Origin of the sequence: Pantoea sp. T14 (genome assembly GCF_036663535.1) — a bacterium.
GTDB classification, from domain to species: Bacteria; Pseudomonadota; Gammaproteobacteria; order Enterobacterales; family Enterobacteriaceae; genus Pantoea; species Pantoea phytostimulans.
This window is the reverse complement of sequence record NZ_JAWUEB010000011.1, coordinates 185525-203624: the sequence shown is the minus strand read 5'-3', so window position 1 is coordinate 203624 and position 18100 is coordinate 185525. Positions and strand designations below refer to the sequence as shown.

The 18100-nt window shown below is 51.6% G+C and carries 21 protein-coding genes; 17 read left to right on the top strand and 4 right to left on the bottom strand.

Annotated features, from left to right (window positions below; genetic code table 11):
- The first annotated feature begins 25 nt into the window (after positions 1–25).
- On the top strand, positions 26–322 hold the full coding sequence (locus SC127_RS04685; RefSeq protein WP_332625439.1) for an I78 family peptidase inhibitor: 297 nt from the start codon (positions 26–28) through the stop codon (positions 320–322).
- 168 nt (positions 323–490) lie between these two features.
- A complete protein-coding gene (locus tag SC127_RS04680; RefSeq protein ID WP_243078442.1) occupies positions 491–802 on the top strand; it encodes a hypothetical protein in 312 nt (103 codons plus the stop codon).
- A 15-nt stretch (positions 803–817) separates the two neighbouring features.
- Here the strand turns inward: SC127_RS04680 and SC127_RS04675 are convergent, their stop codons facing one another.
- The gene (locus SC127_RS04675) at positions 818–1069 is read right to left on the bottom strand and encodes a biofilm development regulator YmgB/AriR family protein (protein WP_215848328.1); all 252 of its coding nucleotides are present in this window, start codon (positions 1067–1069) and stop codon (positions 818–820) included.
- Between the two features lie 428 nt (positions 1070–1497).
- On the opposite strand from SC127_RS04675, the gene SC127_RS04670 reads away from it, so the two are divergent.
- The gene (locus tag SC127_RS04670; RefSeq protein ID WP_243078441.1) at positions 1498–2772 is read left to right on the top strand and encodes a multidrug efflux MFS transporter; all 1275 of its coding nucleotides are present in this window, start codon (positions 1498–1500) and stop codon (positions 2770–2772) included.
- On the opposite strand, the gene SC127_RS04665 is transcribed toward SC127_RS04670, so the two are convergent.
- Positions 2654–5791, bottom strand: a complete 3138-nt coding sequence (locus tag SC127_RS04665) for a beta-galactosidase (RefSeq protein WP_332625437.1) — start codon at positions 5789–5791, stop codon at positions 2654–2656. The genes SC127_RS04670 and SC127_RS04665 overlap by 119 nt on opposite strands.
- A 263-nt stretch (positions 5792–6054) precedes the next feature.
- Between SC127_RS04665 and SC127_RS04660 the strand changes: the two genes are divergently transcribed.
- The 4 genes from SC127_RS04660 to SC127_RS04645 all read left to right on the top strand — a co-directional run bounded on the left by SC127_RS04660 (position 6055) and on the right by SC127_RS04645 (position 8930).
- Positions 6055–6210, top strand: a complete 156-nt coding sequence (locus SC127_RS04660; RefSeq protein WP_215847490.1) for a hypothetical protein — start codon at positions 6055–6057, stop codon at positions 6208–6210.
- A gap of 210 nt (positions 6211–6420) precedes the next feature.
- Entirely contained in the window at positions 6421–6675 is a 255-nt protein-coding gene (iraP, locus tag SC127_RS04655) for an anti-adapter protein IraP (RefSeq protein WP_215847489.1), read from the top strand.
- A gap of 120 nt (positions 6676–6795) precedes the next feature.
- On the top strand, positions 6796–7098 hold the full coding sequence (locus SC127_RS04650) for a PsiF family protein (RefSeq protein ID WP_215847488.1): 303 nt from the start codon (positions 6796–6798) through the stop codon (positions 7096–7098).
- Positions 7099–7403: 305 nt separating this feature from the next.
- Positions 7404–8930, top strand: a complete 1527-nt coding sequence (locus tag SC127_RS04645; RefSeq protein WP_332625434.1) for an FAD-dependent oxidoreductase — start codon at positions 7404–7406, stop codon at positions 8928–8930.
- A gap of 228 nt (positions 8931–9158) precedes the next feature.
- Here the strand turns inward: SC127_RS04645 and proC are convergent, their stop codons facing one another.
- Entirely contained in the window at positions 9159–9971 is an 813-nt protein-coding gene (gene proC, locus SC127_RS04640) for a pyrroline-5-carboxylate reductase (RefSeq protein WP_215847487.1), read from the bottom strand.
- A gap of 91 nt (positions 9972–10062) precedes the next feature.
- On the opposite strand from proC, the gene SC127_RS04635 reads away from it, so the two are divergent.
- From SC127_RS04635 to SC127_RS04625, 3 genes are read left to right on the top strand one after another with little or no spacing between them, the layout of a single operon-like run.
- Positions 10063–10572, top strand: coding sequence for a hypothetical protein (locus SC127_RS04635; RefSeq protein ID WP_332625432.1), 510 nt, complete (start codon positions 10063–10065; stop codon positions 10570–10572).
- 9 nt (positions 10573–10581) lie between these two features.
- Positions 10582–11025, top strand: coding sequence for a DUF421 domain-containing protein (locus SC127_RS04630; protein WP_243078436.1), 444 nt, complete (start codon positions 10582–10584; stop codon positions 11023–11025).
- Between the two features lie 9 nt (positions 11026–11034).
- On the top strand, positions 11035–11484 hold the full coding sequence (locus SC127_RS04625; protein ID WP_215847485.1) for a YaiI/YqxD family protein: 450 nt from the start codon (positions 11035–11037) through the stop codon (positions 11482–11484).
- Positions 11485–11486: 2 nt separating this feature from the next.
- On the opposite strand, the gene SC127_RS04620 is transcribed toward SC127_RS04625, so the two are convergent.
- Positions 11487–12155, bottom strand: coding sequence for a DUF2076 domain-containing protein (locus SC127_RS04620; protein ID WP_243078435.1), 669 nt, complete (start codon positions 12153–12155; stop codon positions 11487–11489).
- Between the two features lie 284 nt (positions 12156–12439).
- On the opposite strand from SC127_RS04620, the gene aroL reads away from it, so the two are divergent.
- The 7 genes from aroL (at position 12440) to ppnP (ending at position 18080) form a co-directional block, all read left to right on the top strand.
- Positions 12440–12964, top strand: coding sequence for a shikimate kinase AroL (gene aroL / locus SC127_RS04615; protein WP_215847484.1), 525 nt, complete (start codon positions 12440–12442; stop codon positions 12962–12964).
- A 116-nt stretch (positions 12965–13080) separates the two neighbouring features.
- Positions 13081–13272, top strand: a complete 192-nt coding sequence (locus SC127_RS04610) for a YaiA family protein (RefSeq protein ID WP_215847483.1) — start codon at positions 13081–13083, stop codon at positions 13270–13272.
- 275 nt (positions 13273–13547) lie between these two features.
- Complete coding sequence (locus SC127_RS04605; RefSeq protein ID WP_243078434.1) at positions 13548–14300, top strand: IclR family transcriptional regulator; 753 nt, start codon at positions 13548–13550, stop codon at positions 14298–14300.
- 197 nt (positions 14301–14497) lie between these two features.
- Positions 14498–16057: an OPT/YSL family transporter gene (locus SC127_RS04600; RefSeq protein WP_215847481.1), complete on the top strand. Its 1560-nt coding sequence runs from the start codon at positions 14498–14500 to the stop codon at positions 16055–16057.
- A 14-nt stretch (positions 16058–16071) separates the two neighbouring features.
- Positions 16072–17004 (top strand): DUF1177 domain-containing protein, encoded by a 933-nt coding sequence (locus SC127_RS04595; protein WP_332625428.1) that lies wholly within the window; start codon positions 16072–16074, stop codon positions 17002–17004.
- Between the two features lies 1 nt (position 17005).
- Complete coding sequence (locus tag SC127_RS04590) at positions 17006–17683, top strand: AroM family protein (RefSeq protein WP_332625427.1); 678 nt, start codon at positions 17006–17008, stop codon at positions 17681–17683.
- Positions 17684–17789: 106 nt separating this feature from the next.
- Complete coding sequence (gene ppnP / locus SC127_RS04585; RefSeq protein ID WP_009091800.1) at positions 17790–18080, top strand: pyrimidine/purine nucleoside phosphorylase; 291 nt, start codon at positions 17790–17792, stop codon at positions 18078–18080.
- Positions 18081–18100 lie beyond the last annotated feature (20 nt).

The window sequence follows — 18100 nt, the reverse complement described above, 5'->3', positions numbered from 1 at the left end:
TAACACGTCCAAGAGGAGATCAAACGTGAATCATAATGGAAAAGCGCTGGTTGTGATGGGCTTCTTTGCCTTAACGGCATGCCAGTCAGCCAGTAAACCCGAAACCGCTGCGGTGGCTCAAGATCCAGAAAGCGATCTTTGCGGTGCTTCACAGTATCAAGACTATGTCGGCAAGCCGTTATCTTCGTTGAATAGCCAACGATTCGATCATCAGGTTCGCGCCATTCCCTACAACTCGGCGGTAACCATGGATTTCAAACTCAATCGCCTGAATTTTATGGCAGACAAGAGTGGCAACATTAGTCGGGTTTACTGCGGCTAAAGCGTGAAAAATATCGGGTATTGTCATAAAGCTGTCATGGCTGCAGGCGAGGATAGCTCCGCACGATAGAGATTTCCTCGTCACTCTCGTTATGCAATGCTCGTCTTGTTTATTCCCGCTCCGGCGGGAATTTTTTTATCCGATTTCATGTCGGTAGAAGAGGCGAATGTGAAAAAAATCATCCTGCCATTAATGTTGTTGGCAAGTCCGCTGGCGATGGCCGCCAGCGACGCTGCGTGGCAGCAAAGTAAAGTGGATATGCAGCAAGCCTGTCTCAAGGCCAGCACCCTCAAGCAGGTGAGCGTAGTCGGAAAGGCAATTGAGTATGACGACAGCGTCGGCTACAGCGCCTTGCTGCTTCAGGGACGTTATCCGCAACAGCACATGAATAATCAGCGTGGGCGCGAGTTATGTCTCTATCAACGCAGCAGCGGTAAAGCCAGCGTCAGCGAAGCGGATACCCTTCGCGGCGTGAAATAATCTGCCAGCGGCGACTTACTCTTGTGGCCGCGTTTCAATTAACTGCGCCAGTAAAGTACGATAATTTTGCAGGCGCTTTTCGTCCCCTTCAAACTCCAGCTTATCGATAACGCGCGCAATAATTGCTTTATTAGTGGCAGGTTGTCCGGCTTCCATTAATTCACGCAGGATGGCAGCCAGCAGATCGGATTCTGGCGGCGCGTTCCAGTCAGGGCTGTTGAAATAGTCGGTGATAGCACGGCTGGCGCTGTTTGGTTGCACTCTCATCATCCACCTCCGCTAAGACAACGCCATGCACATCACGATAGGGCGCGATGCGCATAAACGCGGTTTGGGTTCTCAGGATCGCAGGGACATTGGCGTCACCCGGTATGAGAACGTCGCGCTGGCAAGAATAGCCGACGCACCGCACGAGACTGGCGGTTTTTTAAACATAGAACTGTCATGCGTAATTGTCAGTAACAGCCTGAAATATTTTTTCATAGTGATGACTGCGGCATTAATAGTCAGAAGAGTGAATGATTGTTTTTGCACATAATCTCTCTAAGAAAACAGACAGGAAGAAAATATGCACGAGGCAGATTCGCAAATCTTAGGGGAAAACCGCGTTTTGCATTACGTGCCATGTTTTGCCGCTCAGCACGGTTAAGCCGTTGTTAAACTGGCTCCTCATATCTCCTGCAAGTCACCTGATCATGCCCCGCTCATTAGAACCCTGGAAAATAAACCTGATTTCGGTCTGGTTTGGTTGTTTTTTCACTGGACTGGCGATCAGCCAGATCATTCCTTTTCTGCCACTCTATATCGAACAGCTCGGTATCAAAGATGCGGATTCACTGAGTTTGTGGTCAGGTTTGACATTCAGCATCACGTTTGTGGTATCCGCCGCCGTTGCGCCACTGTGGGGGAGTTTGGCGGATCGTAAAGGACGCAAACTGATGCTGCTGCGCGCCGCGTTTGGCATGGGTTTGGTGATTCTGCTACAGGCATTTGTGACACAGGCGTGGCAGCTTTTGCTGTTGCGTGCCTTGATGGGGCTGACTTCAGGTTACATTCCTAATGCAATGGCGCTGGTGGCGGCACAGGTGCCGCGCGAGCGCAGCGGCTGGGCGTTGAGTTGTGTCTCAACCGGTCAAATTGGCGGTGTGATCCTTGGGCCGCTGATTGGCGGATTGCTGGCGGATTGGGTGGGTCTGCGCCTGGTTTTTATCATCACCGCCGTGCTGTTAATGATCAGCTTTTTTGTCACGTTATTTCTCATTAAAGAAACCGGCTACATACCCATCAGTAAAAAGGACAAGCTCAACGCCCGGCAGGTTTTTGCCACGCTGGATAATCCTAAGTTGATGCTTTGCTTGTTCTTCACCACCATGGTTATTCAAATGTGTAACGGGTCGGTGAACCCGATCTTAACGTTGTTTGTTCGCGAACTGGCCCCTGGCGCAGAAAACATCGCTTTTCTCAGCGGCTTCATCGCCGCGCTGCCCGGCATTTCCGCTTTGCTCTCTGCTCCGCGTTTAGGACGACTCGGCGATCGCATCGGCACGCAGCGTATCCTGCTCGCGACAATGGTGATTTCGCTGCTGCTGTTTATCGGCATGTCGTTTGTCACCAACGCGACGCAGTTGGGCATATTGCGCTTTCTGCTTGGTTTTGCCGATGGCGCAATGATGCCTGCGGTGCAGACGCTGTTGGTACGTCATTCCCGCGACAACATTACCGGCCGCATCTTCGGTTATAACCAATCTTTTATGTATCTGGGCAATGTGGCTGGGCCGATGCTCGGCGCAGCGGTGTCCGCGCTGGCCGGTTATCGTTGGGTTTTCTTTGCCACCGCCATGGTGGTATTGATTAATGTGATTTTCCTGCGTCGTTTTTACCGTCGGCCAAAAACCCATTTACCGCAGCCTGTTGACGAAACGTCAGAACATAGTGCCAGCGTTGCTGAGTCAGCAAAAACTCGGGGCTAACGCTGGGGCTCCAGGAATCGTCACCGCCCAAGCCCATATGCGCAGCATCCAGATGCAGCCAACAGCCGGTTTCAGGTTGTAGCAGATGGCGATGTGAAGCCTCACGCAATTGCTCAAGGCTAAAGCGGCTCAGCGAGAAAGCAAAATCGCCGTTCACTTGCCAACTGCCGGCATTGAGCTGCCGCGTGCCACCGCGCAAGCCATTTTCGCTGGGAAACACATAGGGCGTATAAAGAGAGTCTACAGGCAGTTGCCAGCGCGAGAACTGTGCGGCGAGCTGGCGATCGGGATAATTCTCATGCGGGCCCAAACCCAGCCATTCCACTTTTTCAGCCATCTGACTCAATTGACAACGCAAACCGATGCGGGCAGGCGAGGGCAAACCTGGGGCCTGCTGCACAGAAACGCTGACCTGCATCTCACCATGGGCATTAATGTGATAACGCTTGTGGCTGATAAAAGCGATCTGCCCATTGGCGCGCCAGCTGTGAAGCGTGTCGATTTGCACCGCATCTTTTAGCGCGTCGATCTGCATAGATTCGATGCTGCTTTCCATTTGGTCATAGCCCGCCGCTTTCCACCGCTCAACCCATGCATTCGGGTCAACGCGATCGGCTTCGCTGGTGCCGATATCATTATCCAGCGGCGCGCGAATAAAGCAGTCACGCAGCGGCGACAGCAGCGTCTCTTCCTCATTCACAAACCATTGCACCAGCTCGCCACTACGACGTGAAAAATGCCAGCGCTGCTGCTGGTGGCTGACAGAGACCAGATCGTGATTAAATTCCAGCTCTGGCGGATAACCGATGTCATCTGACGTTGGCAAATTCAGCGCCGCTGGCAATGGCCATTGATCCCATGCCACGCGCCAGCCGGCATCGGCCCAGCTTGTTGCGTTGATCTGATGCACCGCGACATTCAGCCAACATTCACCGCGCAAATCGTCAGGTGGGGTGATTTCAATGCGTTGTTGACCTTGCGGCGGGATCGCTAAGGCAATATCGCCCTCAGCCACAACTTTGCCGGCCTGTTCAATGCGCCACAGAAGCTGTTCGTTATCGCTGTGGCGAAACAGATATTCACTGCTTACGGTGAAGGCGAAAGGATTGTTCGCCTCCGCGGCGAACTGGAAAAACTGCTGAGCACGCTGCGCTTCGAACAGCGCGGGATGCGGGGTACGGTCGGCAAAAACCAAACCGTTCATGCAGAACTGGCGATCATTCGGTTTGTCGCCAAAATCACCGCCGTAGGCTTGCCAAGACTGGCCTTGATCATCGTAGCGCGTCAAACTTTGATCAACCCAATCCCAAACGAAGCCGCCTTGTAGCCGAGGAAACTCGCGGAAGGCTTGCCAGTATTTAGCGAATCCGCCCAAGCTGTTGCCCATGGCGTGCGCGTATTCACACAAGATCAGCGGTCGCGTTTCGCCCGGCAGGCTAATCCACTTTTTCAGTGACCATTTCGGCACCGCCGGGAAAGGTTGATCCTGATCGACGCGCGCATACATGGGGCAAATAATGTCTGTTGCCGCCGTGTCGGCACCGCCGCCTTCGTATTGCACCGGACGCGTTGGGTCCGCGCTTTTTACCCAGCGATAGAGCGCATCATGTGTACTACCGTGACCCGCTTCATTTCCCAGTGACCAAATAATGATGCTGCAATGGTTACGATCGCGCTGCACCATGCGCGTAACACGTTCGCTATAGGCAGCGAACCAACGCGGATCGTCAGACAAGCGATTCATCGGTTGCATGCCGTGGGTTTCAATATTGGCTTCATCAACCACATACAAACCGTAGCGATCGCACAATCGATACCACAATGGATGATTAGGATAGTGAGAGCAGCGTACAGCGTTGAAGTTGTGCTGCTTCATCAGTTCGATATCGCGGCGCATGGACGCTTCGTCAATGACCTGGCCAGTAACCGGATGATGTTCATGACGGTTAGTGCCGCGAATCAACAGCGGCTTGCCGTTCAGACACAGCAGGCCATTATCAAGGGTGACAGAGCGAAAGCCGACATCATACGCTTCCACATCCAGCACCTGATCGTTCTCATCCAGTAACGCTAACGTGGCGCGATAAAGGTGCGGCGTTTCGGCGCTCCATAAGCGCGGCTGATCAACCCGCAAGCGCAGCAGGGCGCGTTCGGGATAATGTCCACGCTCATCAATGATCGCGCTGCCCAGCGCTTGCACACATTGAGCGATTTGCTGTTCGCCCTGCCACAGCGTCAGACGCAGGTGATAATCTTCATGCGACGCCAACGGCAGGGCGACTTTTACCTGCGCGCAAAGGGTGGCGCTAAAGCACTCCGGGCTGAGTTGCGTTTCAAGCTGCACATCTGCCAGATGCACTTCAGACTTATGCAGCAAAGTGACATCGCGGAAAATGCCGCTCATGCGCCACATATCCTGATCTTCCAGATAGCTGCCGTCACTCCAGCGCAACACCATCACCGCAAGGCGATTTTTACCAGGCTGTAGCGCAGAGCTGAGATCAAATTCAGCAGGCAACCGACTGTCCTGCGAATAACCTATCCATTTTCCGTTGCACCAGAGGTGAAAAGCAGAATTTACGCCATCGAAGATGATGCGCGTTTGTCCCGCGCCATGCCACTCGTCGTTAATAGTGAATGTGAGCGAGTAGCATCCCGTTGGATTCTCTTTAGGAACATAAGGAGGATTGACGGGGATGGGATACTGCACATTGGTATAGATGGGCGCATCGTAGCCATGCATTTGCCAGTTAGCAGGAACCGGTAACGTTTTTGCATCCGCCAGATCCTGTAGCAACCAGCTCTGCGGAACTGCTTCTGGTTGGCTGAAATAGCTGAATGTCCATTGCCCATTGAGGTTTTGCATGGCGAGAGAGGGAAGGTCATCGCGTGCAGCCAGTTCATGACGCCAGCCAGAAAAGGGGGGGTGAGCATCCAGTCGATGCAGCGAGGTCACCACCGGATTCTCCCAATCACGGCGGGCAATGATTTCACCAAAAGTAGCTTGAGCAATCGACATGATAATATCCTGTAAATGTATTGCGCTCACAATGCGTAAAATTGCGCTCACTGTAAAGCGCTTCTCATAACGATTTAAGCAAAGTTCTGCCGTTTTGGATGCGTATTCCCTTTGTGGGATGTTGGCTTTTTGTCGTTTTACTGCCAGTAATTCGTTAAGCCTGGTCAGCAAAGATTAATAGTGGCGGGAGTCAGAGTATTCTCTCTTGTCGGCATTTCAGCGCGCTCATACACTCAGCCCGTTTTCTCCACCTTGAGGTTGATATGGTACGAATTGTTAAGCTGGCTGCTGTTGTGGCATTGGTTACCGCGTTGAGCGGATGTATTTTCCCACCACCAGGCGGCGGGGGCGGTTGGGGCGGCGGACATGGTGGTGGTCACGGCGGCGGCCCAGGTCGCGGTTTTGTCGATCCACGCTAATGTGTAAATAGAGCACCTTTAACCGCGAGCGAAACGTTTAACTTACTGCTTTATTATTAAGCAAACGTTTCGCTCCTTATCTATTAAGAAAATAAATTTTTGTTTTGATATTTTTTTATTTTAACGCGCTAAGAAAACAGTGAAAAAAGCGCTTTTTTTTTAATCTGACGGGTGATAAGTTCAGCGTTTCCTTATCATTGAGGCAACAGCATGAAATACCTTATTGCTGAATTACTGGATAAGCTCGCGGAAAAAGAAGAAGCGTCTAAAGAGCTGGTTGCGCAAATTGAAGCGTTGGAAATTGTGGTGACGGCGATGCTGCGTAAGATGGAGCTTGATCAGCAAAAGTCGATTGCCGCCGGTATTGAAAGCGCAATGTTCAGTGCCGGTGTTGATGCTTCTGATGAAAACGCCGTTTTGTTGCGTAATTACGTCGACAAGTTGCTTAAACATCCGCGTATATAATGCCAAACAGCATACCCTGTTGCCTATTTTGCGATCTTCTCATCATTATTATTTAAAAACCCTCCGCTTTGCTTATCTCCTGCCAGACTTATCACGTCTACTCACAATGGAGCAACGATAATGAAAGGCTGTTTGATGGCGATGGTAACGGCAGGCTTATTGATGAGCGCGGCTGCCAGCGCGGCAGAAAAAACGCCGCAGCAGGAAAAAATGACAATGTGTAATCAACACGCCAGTTCGCAAGATCTCAAAGGCGATGCCCGTAAAACCTTTATGAGCGATTGTCTGAAAAAAGAGAGTAAGTTATCCAGCATGACACCGCAGCAAATGAAAATGAAATCCTGTAATAGTGACGCTGGGGATAAAAAACTGGCGGGTGAAGCACGCAAAACGTATATGAGTCAGTGTTTGAAAAAGAGTTAATCGGTACGATCTTTTTCAAGCGTGTCGCCTTGCTGCGACGCGAATTGATTGAGTCATAAAAACAGCGGCTGCCTGGGTAGCCGTTTTTTATTTTGAAAAAGCGTATTCCTCTGCTACGTCATTCGCCACGTATTAATTGCATGCTTCGTTAAAAAACCATTATAAACAAATAATTAGCCGCTGATTTTTATATTCAGACAATGGCTCGCTGAATTTTTTGCCACACTTACTGTTTGTAGGGTATTACGCAGCGGTTCGCTTACGACTGCGTAATTAATAATGAAAACAGCGAAAGGAGCCATGTCGTGAATTATCAATTTATTGTCGCCTTGAAAGATCTGCCGCAACGTCAGCCGACTAAAAAGAAATTAGGTGAAACCGAAGTGCTGCTGATTCGTGACGGAGAGAATGTTCACGCTTATCAAGCCAAATGTCCTCATGCTGGCGCACCGTTAGAGCAAGGTGCCCTCTGCGGCGACAAGCTGGTTTGCCCATGGCATAAAGCGGTGTTTAACATTGCGGACGGCAAAATGTGTGATCCCCTGGCGCTCGCCGATCTCAAGCAATATCCGCTGCGCATCGAGAATGGCCAAGTCTTAGTCAATCCCAAAGCGATGTCGCCAGCCGCTCCGATTGGCAGCGGCGCAGCGTCGCCGGTCTATGTGGTATTGGGGGGAGGCGCTGCCGGCAGCGCAGCGCTCTGGACGTTGCGTCATGAAGGTTTCAAAGGGCGCGTGGTGTTAGTGGAGCGCGAAGAGGACGCGCCTTATGATCGGACTGCGCTGACCAAATTTGTGCCCTCGGGGAAAATGGATATCAACGAGGTGCCTCAACTGCTCAAGGGCGATGTACTGGAGCATATTGAGCGCATTCACGCCAACGTTGCGCGTATCGACAGCAAACAGCAGCGTCTGATTTTTAGTGAGGGCGGCGAACTCAGCTTCGATAAGCTGTTGATTGCCAGTGGTGGCGTTCCGGTTAAACCCGATTTGCCCGGCAATGATTTAGCCGGTGTGCATCTGCTCCGTAGTCGGCGCCAGACAGACACGCTGCTGAAAGAGGTGGATGAAAGCCAGCAAATTGTGATTATCGGCAATAATTTTATCGGTATGGAGTTGGCTTCGGCGTTACGCAACCGCGACATCGATGTAACGGTGTTGGCTCGTCATTCTGTTCCTTTTGCCAAAACGTTTGGTGAAGAGATCGGTAACTATTTCTATAACCTGCATAAATCCAACGGCGTGAAATTTATTGAAGGCGAAATAGCGTCGCTGGAAGGTGAGCATCACGTCACCGGTCTGCGTTTAAAAGACGGTAAAATTATTGCCGCTGATGTGGTGTTATTTGCCACCGGTATCAAACCTGCCACCTCATTTATTCATGATTTACCGCTACAGGAAGATGGCAGCCTGCAAACCGATGACCAATTACGGGTGGCAGAAAATATCTGGGTGGCGGGTGACATCGCAACCTATCCTTCGGCACAAGGCCCGCTGCGTATTGAGCACTATCGCGTGGCGCATCAGCAAGGCCGTATTGCGGCCAAAAATATGCTGGATTACGCCATCGTATACGACCGTGTTCCGTTCTTTTGGACCACGCAATTTGCCACCCGCTATGATTACGTGGGTCATGCTGAAGAGTGGGATGAATATAAATTGGTTGGCTCGCTTGAAGACAAAAACTTCATGGCCTTTTACGGGAAGCAGGGGCAATTAGCGGCGGTGAGTTCATGTGGCATGTATACGTTATCGGCGAAATTCGTTGCGCTTATGCAGCAACCGATGACGATGCAGGAAGGGTTGGCGTTGCTGGAAGAGAGTCACTCGTAGCGTGAAATGGGTTAACGTCCAAAACGTGCGTTTCAGAGGGTGATGACACGCTATTGCGTAAAGACGGCATAAATTCGTCTATGGAGCCTTGGCTTTCGCATCCAGGCTTTTCCCACAGCGCGCCGTCTCCAACTTTATATGGAGACGGCGCGACTGGGTGATGCAACTTCACTGGGCTGCGCGCCCTGCTGACACCACATATCAAAAGGTTTACGGCGGTTTAAAACGCTATCCGCGGCTCAACTTTTCAGACTTCGCCATGCATTGCTGCATCGCTTCGATAACGGCAGCGCGGAAACCTTTCTCTTCCAGCACTTTTACCGCTTCTATGGTGGTACCGCCGGGTGAGCAGACCATATCTTTTAGCTCGCCTGGATGTTTACCGGTTTCTAATACCATCTGTGCAGAACCTTTCACAGCTTGTGCCGCAAACTGATACGCCTGCGCGCGCGGCATTCCGCCGAGCACGGCAGCATCGGCCATCGCTTCAATAAACATGAAAACATAAGCAGGCGCCGATCCGCTCACGCCCACCACAGAATGGATCAAATATTCGTTAACGACCTCGGCTTTGCCGAAGCTTTCAAAGATCGCGACCACTTCATCTGTCTCTGATTGTTCAACCAGCACATTTGGCGTTACAGACGTCATGCCTTCACTGACCAAAGAGGGCGTATTAGGCATGGCGCGAATGATTTTACGGTCATAACCGAGCACAGATGCCAGCGAATCCAGCGTCACACCCGCGGCAATGGAAACCACCAGCGCATCCTTTTTCAATTGTCCTGCCAGGTCTTTTAGCACTTTAAGAATCACGTTGGGCTTCACGGCACCAAACAAAATGTCGACTTCGCGTGCCAGCGCTTCAGCGCTCTCAGCCGCGTTAATGCCCTGTTGTTCGGCCAGCGCCTGGTTGGTTTCCGGTTTACGGTCAAATATCCAGATATTAGACGGCGCAATTTTCCCGCTGTTCACCAGCCCGCCAATAATAGCTTTCGCCATGTTGCCACCGCCGATAAACCCGATTTTCTTCTCTAACATCGCCGTCTCCTTAGGAAATATTCGATTTTCTTAGCGTGTTAGCTTACTTCAGCCAGGATTAATAACAAGTCAGCCGCAGAGAGAAGAGACGATGTCGAACGATGAACAACGCAGTAGAGACTATCCAGTAAAAGAGGACATGCTGTGGCAACGCCTTGAATGGCACATCCAGCGCTTCGGGTATGCCGTGTTGGTGTTGATTGTTATTGCAGGAGCCTGCGGCGCTTTTTCAAAGGGATTCCTCAGTGAGCAGCAGGTAAGCAGCAGTGATAAACGTTTGCAGGTCGAATATGAGCGATTTGGTCGCCGCGACAGCAACATGGATATTTCCTTTCACCTGCATCAACTGGAGGGCGAGCACTATCAAATCACCCTGAGCGGTGAGCAACTCGGCGATCTGCCGATTCAGACGCTTCAACCTCAACCTGATGAAGCGTGGAGCAGCGCCAATACATTGATTTTGCGCTGGCAAAGACGTGCTGGTCAGCAAGACGCTACGGTTTGGTTAACTGTTCAGCCACAAAGTTATGGGCGACTGCCGCTCACGGTACAATTCGACGATCACAGCCAAGTAAAAGTGACTTCACTGGTTTATCCCTAGGAGAGCGACATGGAAACAGTATTACGCGCGGCGAGTATGTATTTGCTGCTGATGGTGGTGCTAAAAGTGGCCGGACGACGCACCTTGATGGAAATGACCTCCTTCGATCTGATTTTGCTGTTGATCATCAGTGAAGCTACCCAGCAGGCGTTATTAGGGGATGATTTCTCGATCACCGGTGCGTCAATTACCATCATCACGCTGATTGTGATTGATATTATGTTTGGGATGTTGAAAACATGGTTTCCCCGCGTCGAAATGTTGATCGACGGAACGTCATTGATTCTGGTTGAGGAGGGGAAATTACTTTCCCAGCGTGCCCGAAAAGCGGGAATCAGTGAAGACGACATTCTGCAAAGCGCACGCAGTTCGCAAGGACTGGAGCGGCTGGATCAAATAAAATTTGCCATTCTGGAGAAGAACGGCAAGATCTCCATCATTCCCCGAGAATAAGGAACTGCGATGTCTATTTGGGTCGATGCCGACGCTTGTCCGAATGTCATAAAAGAAGTGCTGTACCGCGCGGCGGACAGAACCCAAACCACCGTGACGTTTGTTGCAAATCAGTTTTTGCGCGTACCACCGTCGCCCTATTTGCGCACACTTCAAGTGCCCGCCGGTTTTGACGTGGCGGATAATGAAATCGTGAGACGCGCAGAGCCAGGCGATTTGGTGATCACGGCTGATATTCCGCTGGCCGCAGAGATTATTGAAAAAGGTGCTGCAGCGCTGAATCCACGCGGTGAGCGTTATTCAGAAGCAACGATTCGTGAACGGCTGACTATGCGTGATTTCATGGATACGATGCGCGCCAGCGGTGTGCAGACCGGCGGCCCAGCGGCGATGAGTCCGCGTGACCGCCAACAGTTTGCGAATGAGCTGGATAGCTGGCTCAGGCAGCAAAAACGCTGAGATTAGACGAAGCTGTCGTCGTCGAAATCATCGCCGCCAACGTCATTAAAATCATTGTTGTCGGCGAAGTTGTTATCCCAGCCACTGTTTTGATCAAGGAATGATTGCTGATCGCCTCCGTTAAAGGTATCGAGATTGTTGTTCACGTCCGGCAATGGCGGCTCGTTGATGATGTTCACAATCTCCTCTGGCTGAGAATGGTGGAACATGCTGGTCAACATGTCTGCCATTACCACACCCCCCGCCACGCCCACTGCGGTTTGTAACGCGCCGCCGAGAAAACCGGTGCCGCGTGCTGCCGGTGCATTGGCATATTGCGGTGGCTGCTGTTGTGGCGCGTTGTTCCAGACTGGCGGCTGCTGTTGTGCAGGGGGTTCCTGGCGTGAATGCCCGCCAAATAATCCTGAAAGGAACCCACCGCTGCTCTGCTGGGGCTGCTGTTGCTGTTGAGCAACACGATTTTCCAATTCAGTGACGCGCTCATTCAGCTTTTTCAGCGCCGCTTCCTGAATCAAAATCGCCTGCGCCATGTAATAAGGTGCGCCTGGCTGTTCCTGTAGATGTTGCTTAATCAGTTGTTCAGCGGCGGCATCGCGCGCTGTGGTTTGACTTTCAGCCTGTTTTAAACGGCTAAACAGCCCATCAATAAGTTGTTGCTCTTCGCGTTGCATGATGACTCTCCTGTTGCGACTCTTATAAGTATATGAGGGCCAGCATGGTTAAAGTAAAATGACGGTCAGTAAGTAAATGTTGCGAAGGTAAGGGTTGAGTGCTCATGCACAAAACGTGCATCAACTATTCTAACGATTTCAAAAGATTATTCTCAATCTCCTGCATCTACCACGCAATTGATGCTTGATAGGTGGAGGTGATAATAAAATACGGTTATTATGCGTCGCATTATTGAGCTGAACGCACAGCCGCTCTGGGCTGCCACGGCGGAGGAACTGCCCTGATGTCACTACCCATCTTTCTGATTGGCGCACGCGGTTGCGGCAAGACCACCGTTGGCGAAGCACTGTCGCAGGCGCTGGGCTACGCTTTCTGCGACACCGATCATCACTTGCAGCTTGTTACACAGCGCAGCGTAACGGAAATGGTGGCGGAAGAGGGTTGGGAAGGTTTCCGTGCACGCGAAAGTGAATCACTCAAAGCGGTTACCGCACCCGGCACGATTATCGCCACTGGCGGCGGCATGGTGTTAGCGGAAGCGAATCGCCGCTTTATGCGCGAAAATGGCCGGGTTATCTGGTTAAGCGCACCGCCCGAAGTGTTGGCTGAACGCCTGGAAAACCAGCCAGAAGCGGGGCAGCGTCCAACGCTAACGGGCCGCCCAATTGCGGAAGAGATGAGCGATGTATTACGTGAACGCGCGCATCTTTATCGCGCCGCCGCACATCATGAAGTGAACGCCATGCAACTGCCCGAATCTGTTGTTGAGGAGATTTTGCAATCACTTTCACTGGCACGCGCGAGCTGATCTAACCCTCAGATTTTTCCCTGTTTTAGTTACCTTTGCTCTCATTTGACTATACTTGCTTTCTGACAGGCAATTGCCTGTCTTGTGGAATGCTATTTAGCCAAGAGGGACTGATTATGCCAACAAGACCACCGTATCCACGCGAAGCGCGTATTGTGCCCGTCGATAAAGGCGCAGAAGACAGCAAGGTAACCTGGTATGAATTGCGTGCCGACCATCCCACACCCAATACGCTCATTAGCGAACATAAATCGGAAGCTGAAGCGCAAGACGCTAAAGACCGTTATGAAGATGTGGAAAAAGAGTAAGGCAATTCCACTGGCAAGGACGCCAGTCAACTGTTTCCTCTCGTTATTGCCCTCTGCGTATTTACTTTAATTTCTCGTATTTCTCATTTATTACTGCATCCTGTCCTGCTTTTTCTCTTCAAAACCCTATAAAACGCCTGTGATTAAACGTCAGACACGTTATTAAACTGCCTAAAATTTGCGCTGAGGTTAATTTAAGCTTGACCGATTAAGCGTCACGTTTTACTTTCGCTGCATCGAAACAGGAACTCTGTTCCATATAGTGAAACTGCTAAATGACCACACTCGAAAACGCATCCGCCGTACTTAAATTGTTTCAGCGTAAAGGCATTACGCAGGGACATGCCGGGCTGACGTTTACAGACGTGGTCGATGCGCTAACGCTGCCGAAAAGCACCGTATCGCGTTTGCTGGCAACCATGGAAAGTCAGGGTTTGCTGGAACGCGATCCCGAAACGCGTAGTTTTCACATTGGGCGCGTATTGCTGGCGGCAGCAGGACATTATCTCTCTGCACCGCTGGTTGATAGCGTTTCGCCAGCGATGGTGCGCCTTGCCGCCAATACGGGCTGCATGGGATATGTCTCTAAGCTGGACAGACAAGAAGTGCTGGTAATGCGCATGTTCCACGGCCGCCACTTTACGCAATTAGTCACTCCGCCGGGCAGCCGCATGCCTGCCGTCGCCACGTCGACTGGTCGGGCGTTGTTATCGCTATTAAGCGATGAAGATGTGAAGGCGTATTATCAGGATAACTGGCAAAACGTTTCGCCCAATTCTCCGCAGAATGTTGAGGCGCTGTGCGAAACCCTGGCTGAGATCCGCCAGCAGGGCTGGTCGCTGGCACGTAATGAAACGTTGTCTGGAATCAGTTCGTTATCAGTCATTGTTAACAATAAACATCATGGCGAATCGGTGGCGCTCTGCCTGTCGTTTCTGTCGCAGGATGCTGAGCCGGGATACCCGCCAGCACTATTAGACGCGTTACGCGCAACGGCTGCAGAGATGGCCGATAAATATGGCGCGTAACCTCTAAATGATTTTATCGGCGTAATATTTCGCCACACCGGGAAAACTCAGGCCTTCGGGCCTGTTTACTTCACTTTACCCAGCGTATTTTGCGCTGCAGGTAAATCAAGGATGAAATTTAAAAAATGACGTAAGCGAGCCTTTTGGCTCGTGAAGCGTTATTTCATTTCGTCTGGGTATTCATTGGCGGGGACAATATGGAAAGGGTAAATCCTGTAAAACAGGTTGGCGTTGCTCTGGTTTTAATTTTACTTTCAATAGCGGGGGCGATAATTGGCATTCAGCTAATTACCACCATCGGCGTAACACCTAACACTTCTATTATTGGCGCGCTCTTTGCGATGTTATTAGCGCGTATTCCTCTGCAAGCTTTCCGGCGTTATCGTTCGATTGAAATACAAAACCTGGCGCAAACGGCTATTTCCTCTGCCACCTTTGGTGCGGCAAACAGTTTATTAATGCCCATTGCTGTTCCGTGGGCGTTAGGTGAACCTCAATTAGTCTTTCCATTATTTTGTGGCGTCAGCGCTGCGATGTTACTGGATGCCTATTTACTCTATCGCTTATTTGATACGCGCGTATTTCCAGCCAGTAATGCATGGCCACCGGGTGTTGCCGCAGCTGAAGCGATCAAAGCGGGCGATCGCGGTGGACGTCAGGCGTGGTTATTGGTGGTCGGCATTGTAGGTGGCATCGTCGGCTCCATGTTGAAGATTCCTATGTCTGCTTTTGGCACCGCGTTTATCGGCAATATATGGGCGCTGAGCATGTTAGGAATCGGTTTCCTGATTCGGGCCTATGCGCAACCGATTGCCGGCATTGATATCAATGCGCTTTATATTCCCCACGGTGTCATGGTGGGTGCCGGTTTAGTGGCGTTGATTCAAGTAGCGATGGTGATTCGCAGCCGTAAACAGGATTCGCTGGTGGTCAGTCGTAACGGCAGCGAAGTGAAACGCGCGCTGGGTCTCGGCGGCGTCGGCTATCTTTTAATTTCAGCCCTGCTGGCGCTGGCAGGCGGATTGTGGAGCGAAATGAGTATCGGCATGCTGCTGCTGTTTATTCTCTACGCCGCGTTTGCCGCTTTTGTACATGAATTGATTGTCGGCATTGCCGCGATGCATTCAGGTTGGTTCCCGGCCTTTGCCGTGGCGTTGATTACCCTGATTGTCGGTATTTTGCTTGGCTTCCCGCCGCTGGCGCTCTGCCTGCTGTGCGGCTTTACGGCGGCTACCGGCCCGGCTTTTGCAGACATGGGTTACGACCTGAAAGCGGGCTTTATCCTGCGCGGTAACGGCGCGGATATGCAGCAAGAGTTATGGGGACGTCGCATTCAGTTGATCGCCGCAATGATCGCCTTTGTCGTCTCGATTCCACTGGTGTGGTATGCGCACACAATTTTCTTTGCTGAGAACCTGCTACCGCCGGTCGCACGCGTTTACGCAAAAACTATTCAGGCCGGAGCCGAACCTGGCATTGCGGGTAATTTGCTGATGTGGGCCATTCCCGGCGCGATTATTCAATTCATTGGTGGACCGAAGCGCCAGCTCGGCGTTCTGCTTGCCACTGGTTTATTAATTAATAACGCGATGGCGGGTTGGGCGGTAGTGGTGGGTATTGCTTTGCGTATTGTCATTATTCGCGTCTGGGGCGAGCGCGGGCGTTCGCCGATGGAAGTCATGGCGGCGGGCTTTATTGCCGGTGACGCTCTGTACAGCTTCTTTCATTCGCTGTTTGCCAGTAGCAGTAAAAAATAACTAAGGGATCGACGATGAGTTTGCAGCAGACTTTGCAGGTATTTGAATTATTCGACAGCGCGTTTGTGGATGGGCAGCAGGTCGTGGATCTGTTTGCTGATTATCCGGGTGTTCGCGCTACATTCAAACGCGTTAGCGGTCCGAAAGGGCGCACCGACTTCGTAAGAGTCGATATTCCCGGCAGCAACGGCAAAGCCACCGGCGGCAATGCGCCGACGCTGGGCATTATTGGACGTCTGGGGGGGATCGGTGCGCGTCCAACGCGTATCGGCTTGGTGTCTGATGCCGACGGCGCTATAGCGGCCATCACCAGCGCCCTGAAGCTGGCACAAATGCAAACCAAAGGCGACGTGCTGGCGGGCGATGTGATCATCACTACGCATATTTGCCCGGATGCGCCAACGCGTCCGCATGAGCCCGTCGATTTCATGGATTCACCGATTGACGACGTCACCATGAATGACAATGAAGTGGTTGAGGGCGTGGATGCGATTCTGTCGATCGATACCACCAAAGGTAACCGCATCATCAATCACAAAGGTTATGCGTTATCGCCAACGGTGAAAGAGGGCTACATTTTGCGCGTTTCCGACGATCTGCTGCGCATTATGGAAATGACCAGTGGCCGTCCTGCAGTGACGTTTCCGATCACCACGCAAGACATCACGCCTTACGGCAACGGTATTTACCATTTGAACAGCATTTTGCAGCCCTCCACCGCGACCGATGTTCCGGTAGTCGGTGTAGCGATTACCGCTGAATCGGTGGTGCCGGGTTGCGGAACGGGCGCGAGCCATGAAGTGGATATCGCGGCGGCGGCGAAATTTGCCGTTGAAGTAGCGAAAGAGTTCGGGCGCGAAACCTGTCACTTCTATGACGCAGACGAGTACGCCCGTTTGCTCGCGTTATACGGCAGCCTAAGCCATCTACGTAACCGGAATCCATAATATGAATAAATCCCTGGTCACGCTGACCATTGGTCAGTCACCGCGCAGTGATATTCTGCCGCTGCTGCTGGAGCATCTGCCTGCCGATCACATTGATCATGTAGGCTTGCTGGATGGTATGAGCGCTGCGGAGATTGAAGCGCAGTTCGCGGCTGAACCTGGCGACAGCATTTTGGTGTCGCGCTTGCGGAATGGTCAACAGGTGCGACTCGCTGCGCCGAAGGTTGAGCAGGGATTACAGCAAAAGATAGATGCGCTGGAAGAAGCGGGTTACGACACTATTCTGCTGTTGTGCACCGGTGAATTCGGCACGCTAAAGGCGCAACACGCATTACTGCTGGAGCCAGATCGCATCATTCCGCCGCTGATAAAATCGATTGTTCATCAGCATCAGGTAGGCATTGTGGTGCCGGTTAAAGAGCAAATTCGTGAGCAGGCCAACAAGTGGCGTCATCTTAATAAGCCACCTTGTTTCGCTGTCGCCAGCCCCTATTTAGCCGATGAATCTACACTGCAAGCCGCAGCGGAGGCGTTGCTGGCGCAGGGAGCAGAAGTGGTGGTACTGGATTGTATTGGTTATCACCAGCACCATCGCGACTTCTTGCAGAAGAAGTTGAGTATTCCGGTGTTGCTTTCAAACGTGCTGGTGGCGAAGTTGGCGGCAGAGCTGATCGTCTGAGGTTTAGTGAGATCACACTCTGCTACATCGCTGGTTTTTTCACGTGACAGATCAGCGAGTTCCCTTCTACACTGCCAGACACCTAAATGTGCTGTGAGGAAGTATTATGCTCAACGTAAGTGAGTATTTTGACGGAAAAGTTAAATCCATCGGTTTTGACAGTGCGAGCACAGGTCGTGCCAGCGTTGGTGTAATGGCCGAAGGCGAATATACATTTGGCACCGGCCAACCCGAAGAGATGACTGTGGTCAGCGGATCATTGAAAGTGTTGCTGCCTGGCGAGACTGAGTGGAAATGGTTTGAAGCGGGTTCGGTGTTTAACGTACCGGGCCACAGCGAGTTTCATCTACAGGTGGGCGAGCCGAGTTCTTATCTCTGTCGCTATCTGAAAGACTAAATAAATGGCCGCACGATGCG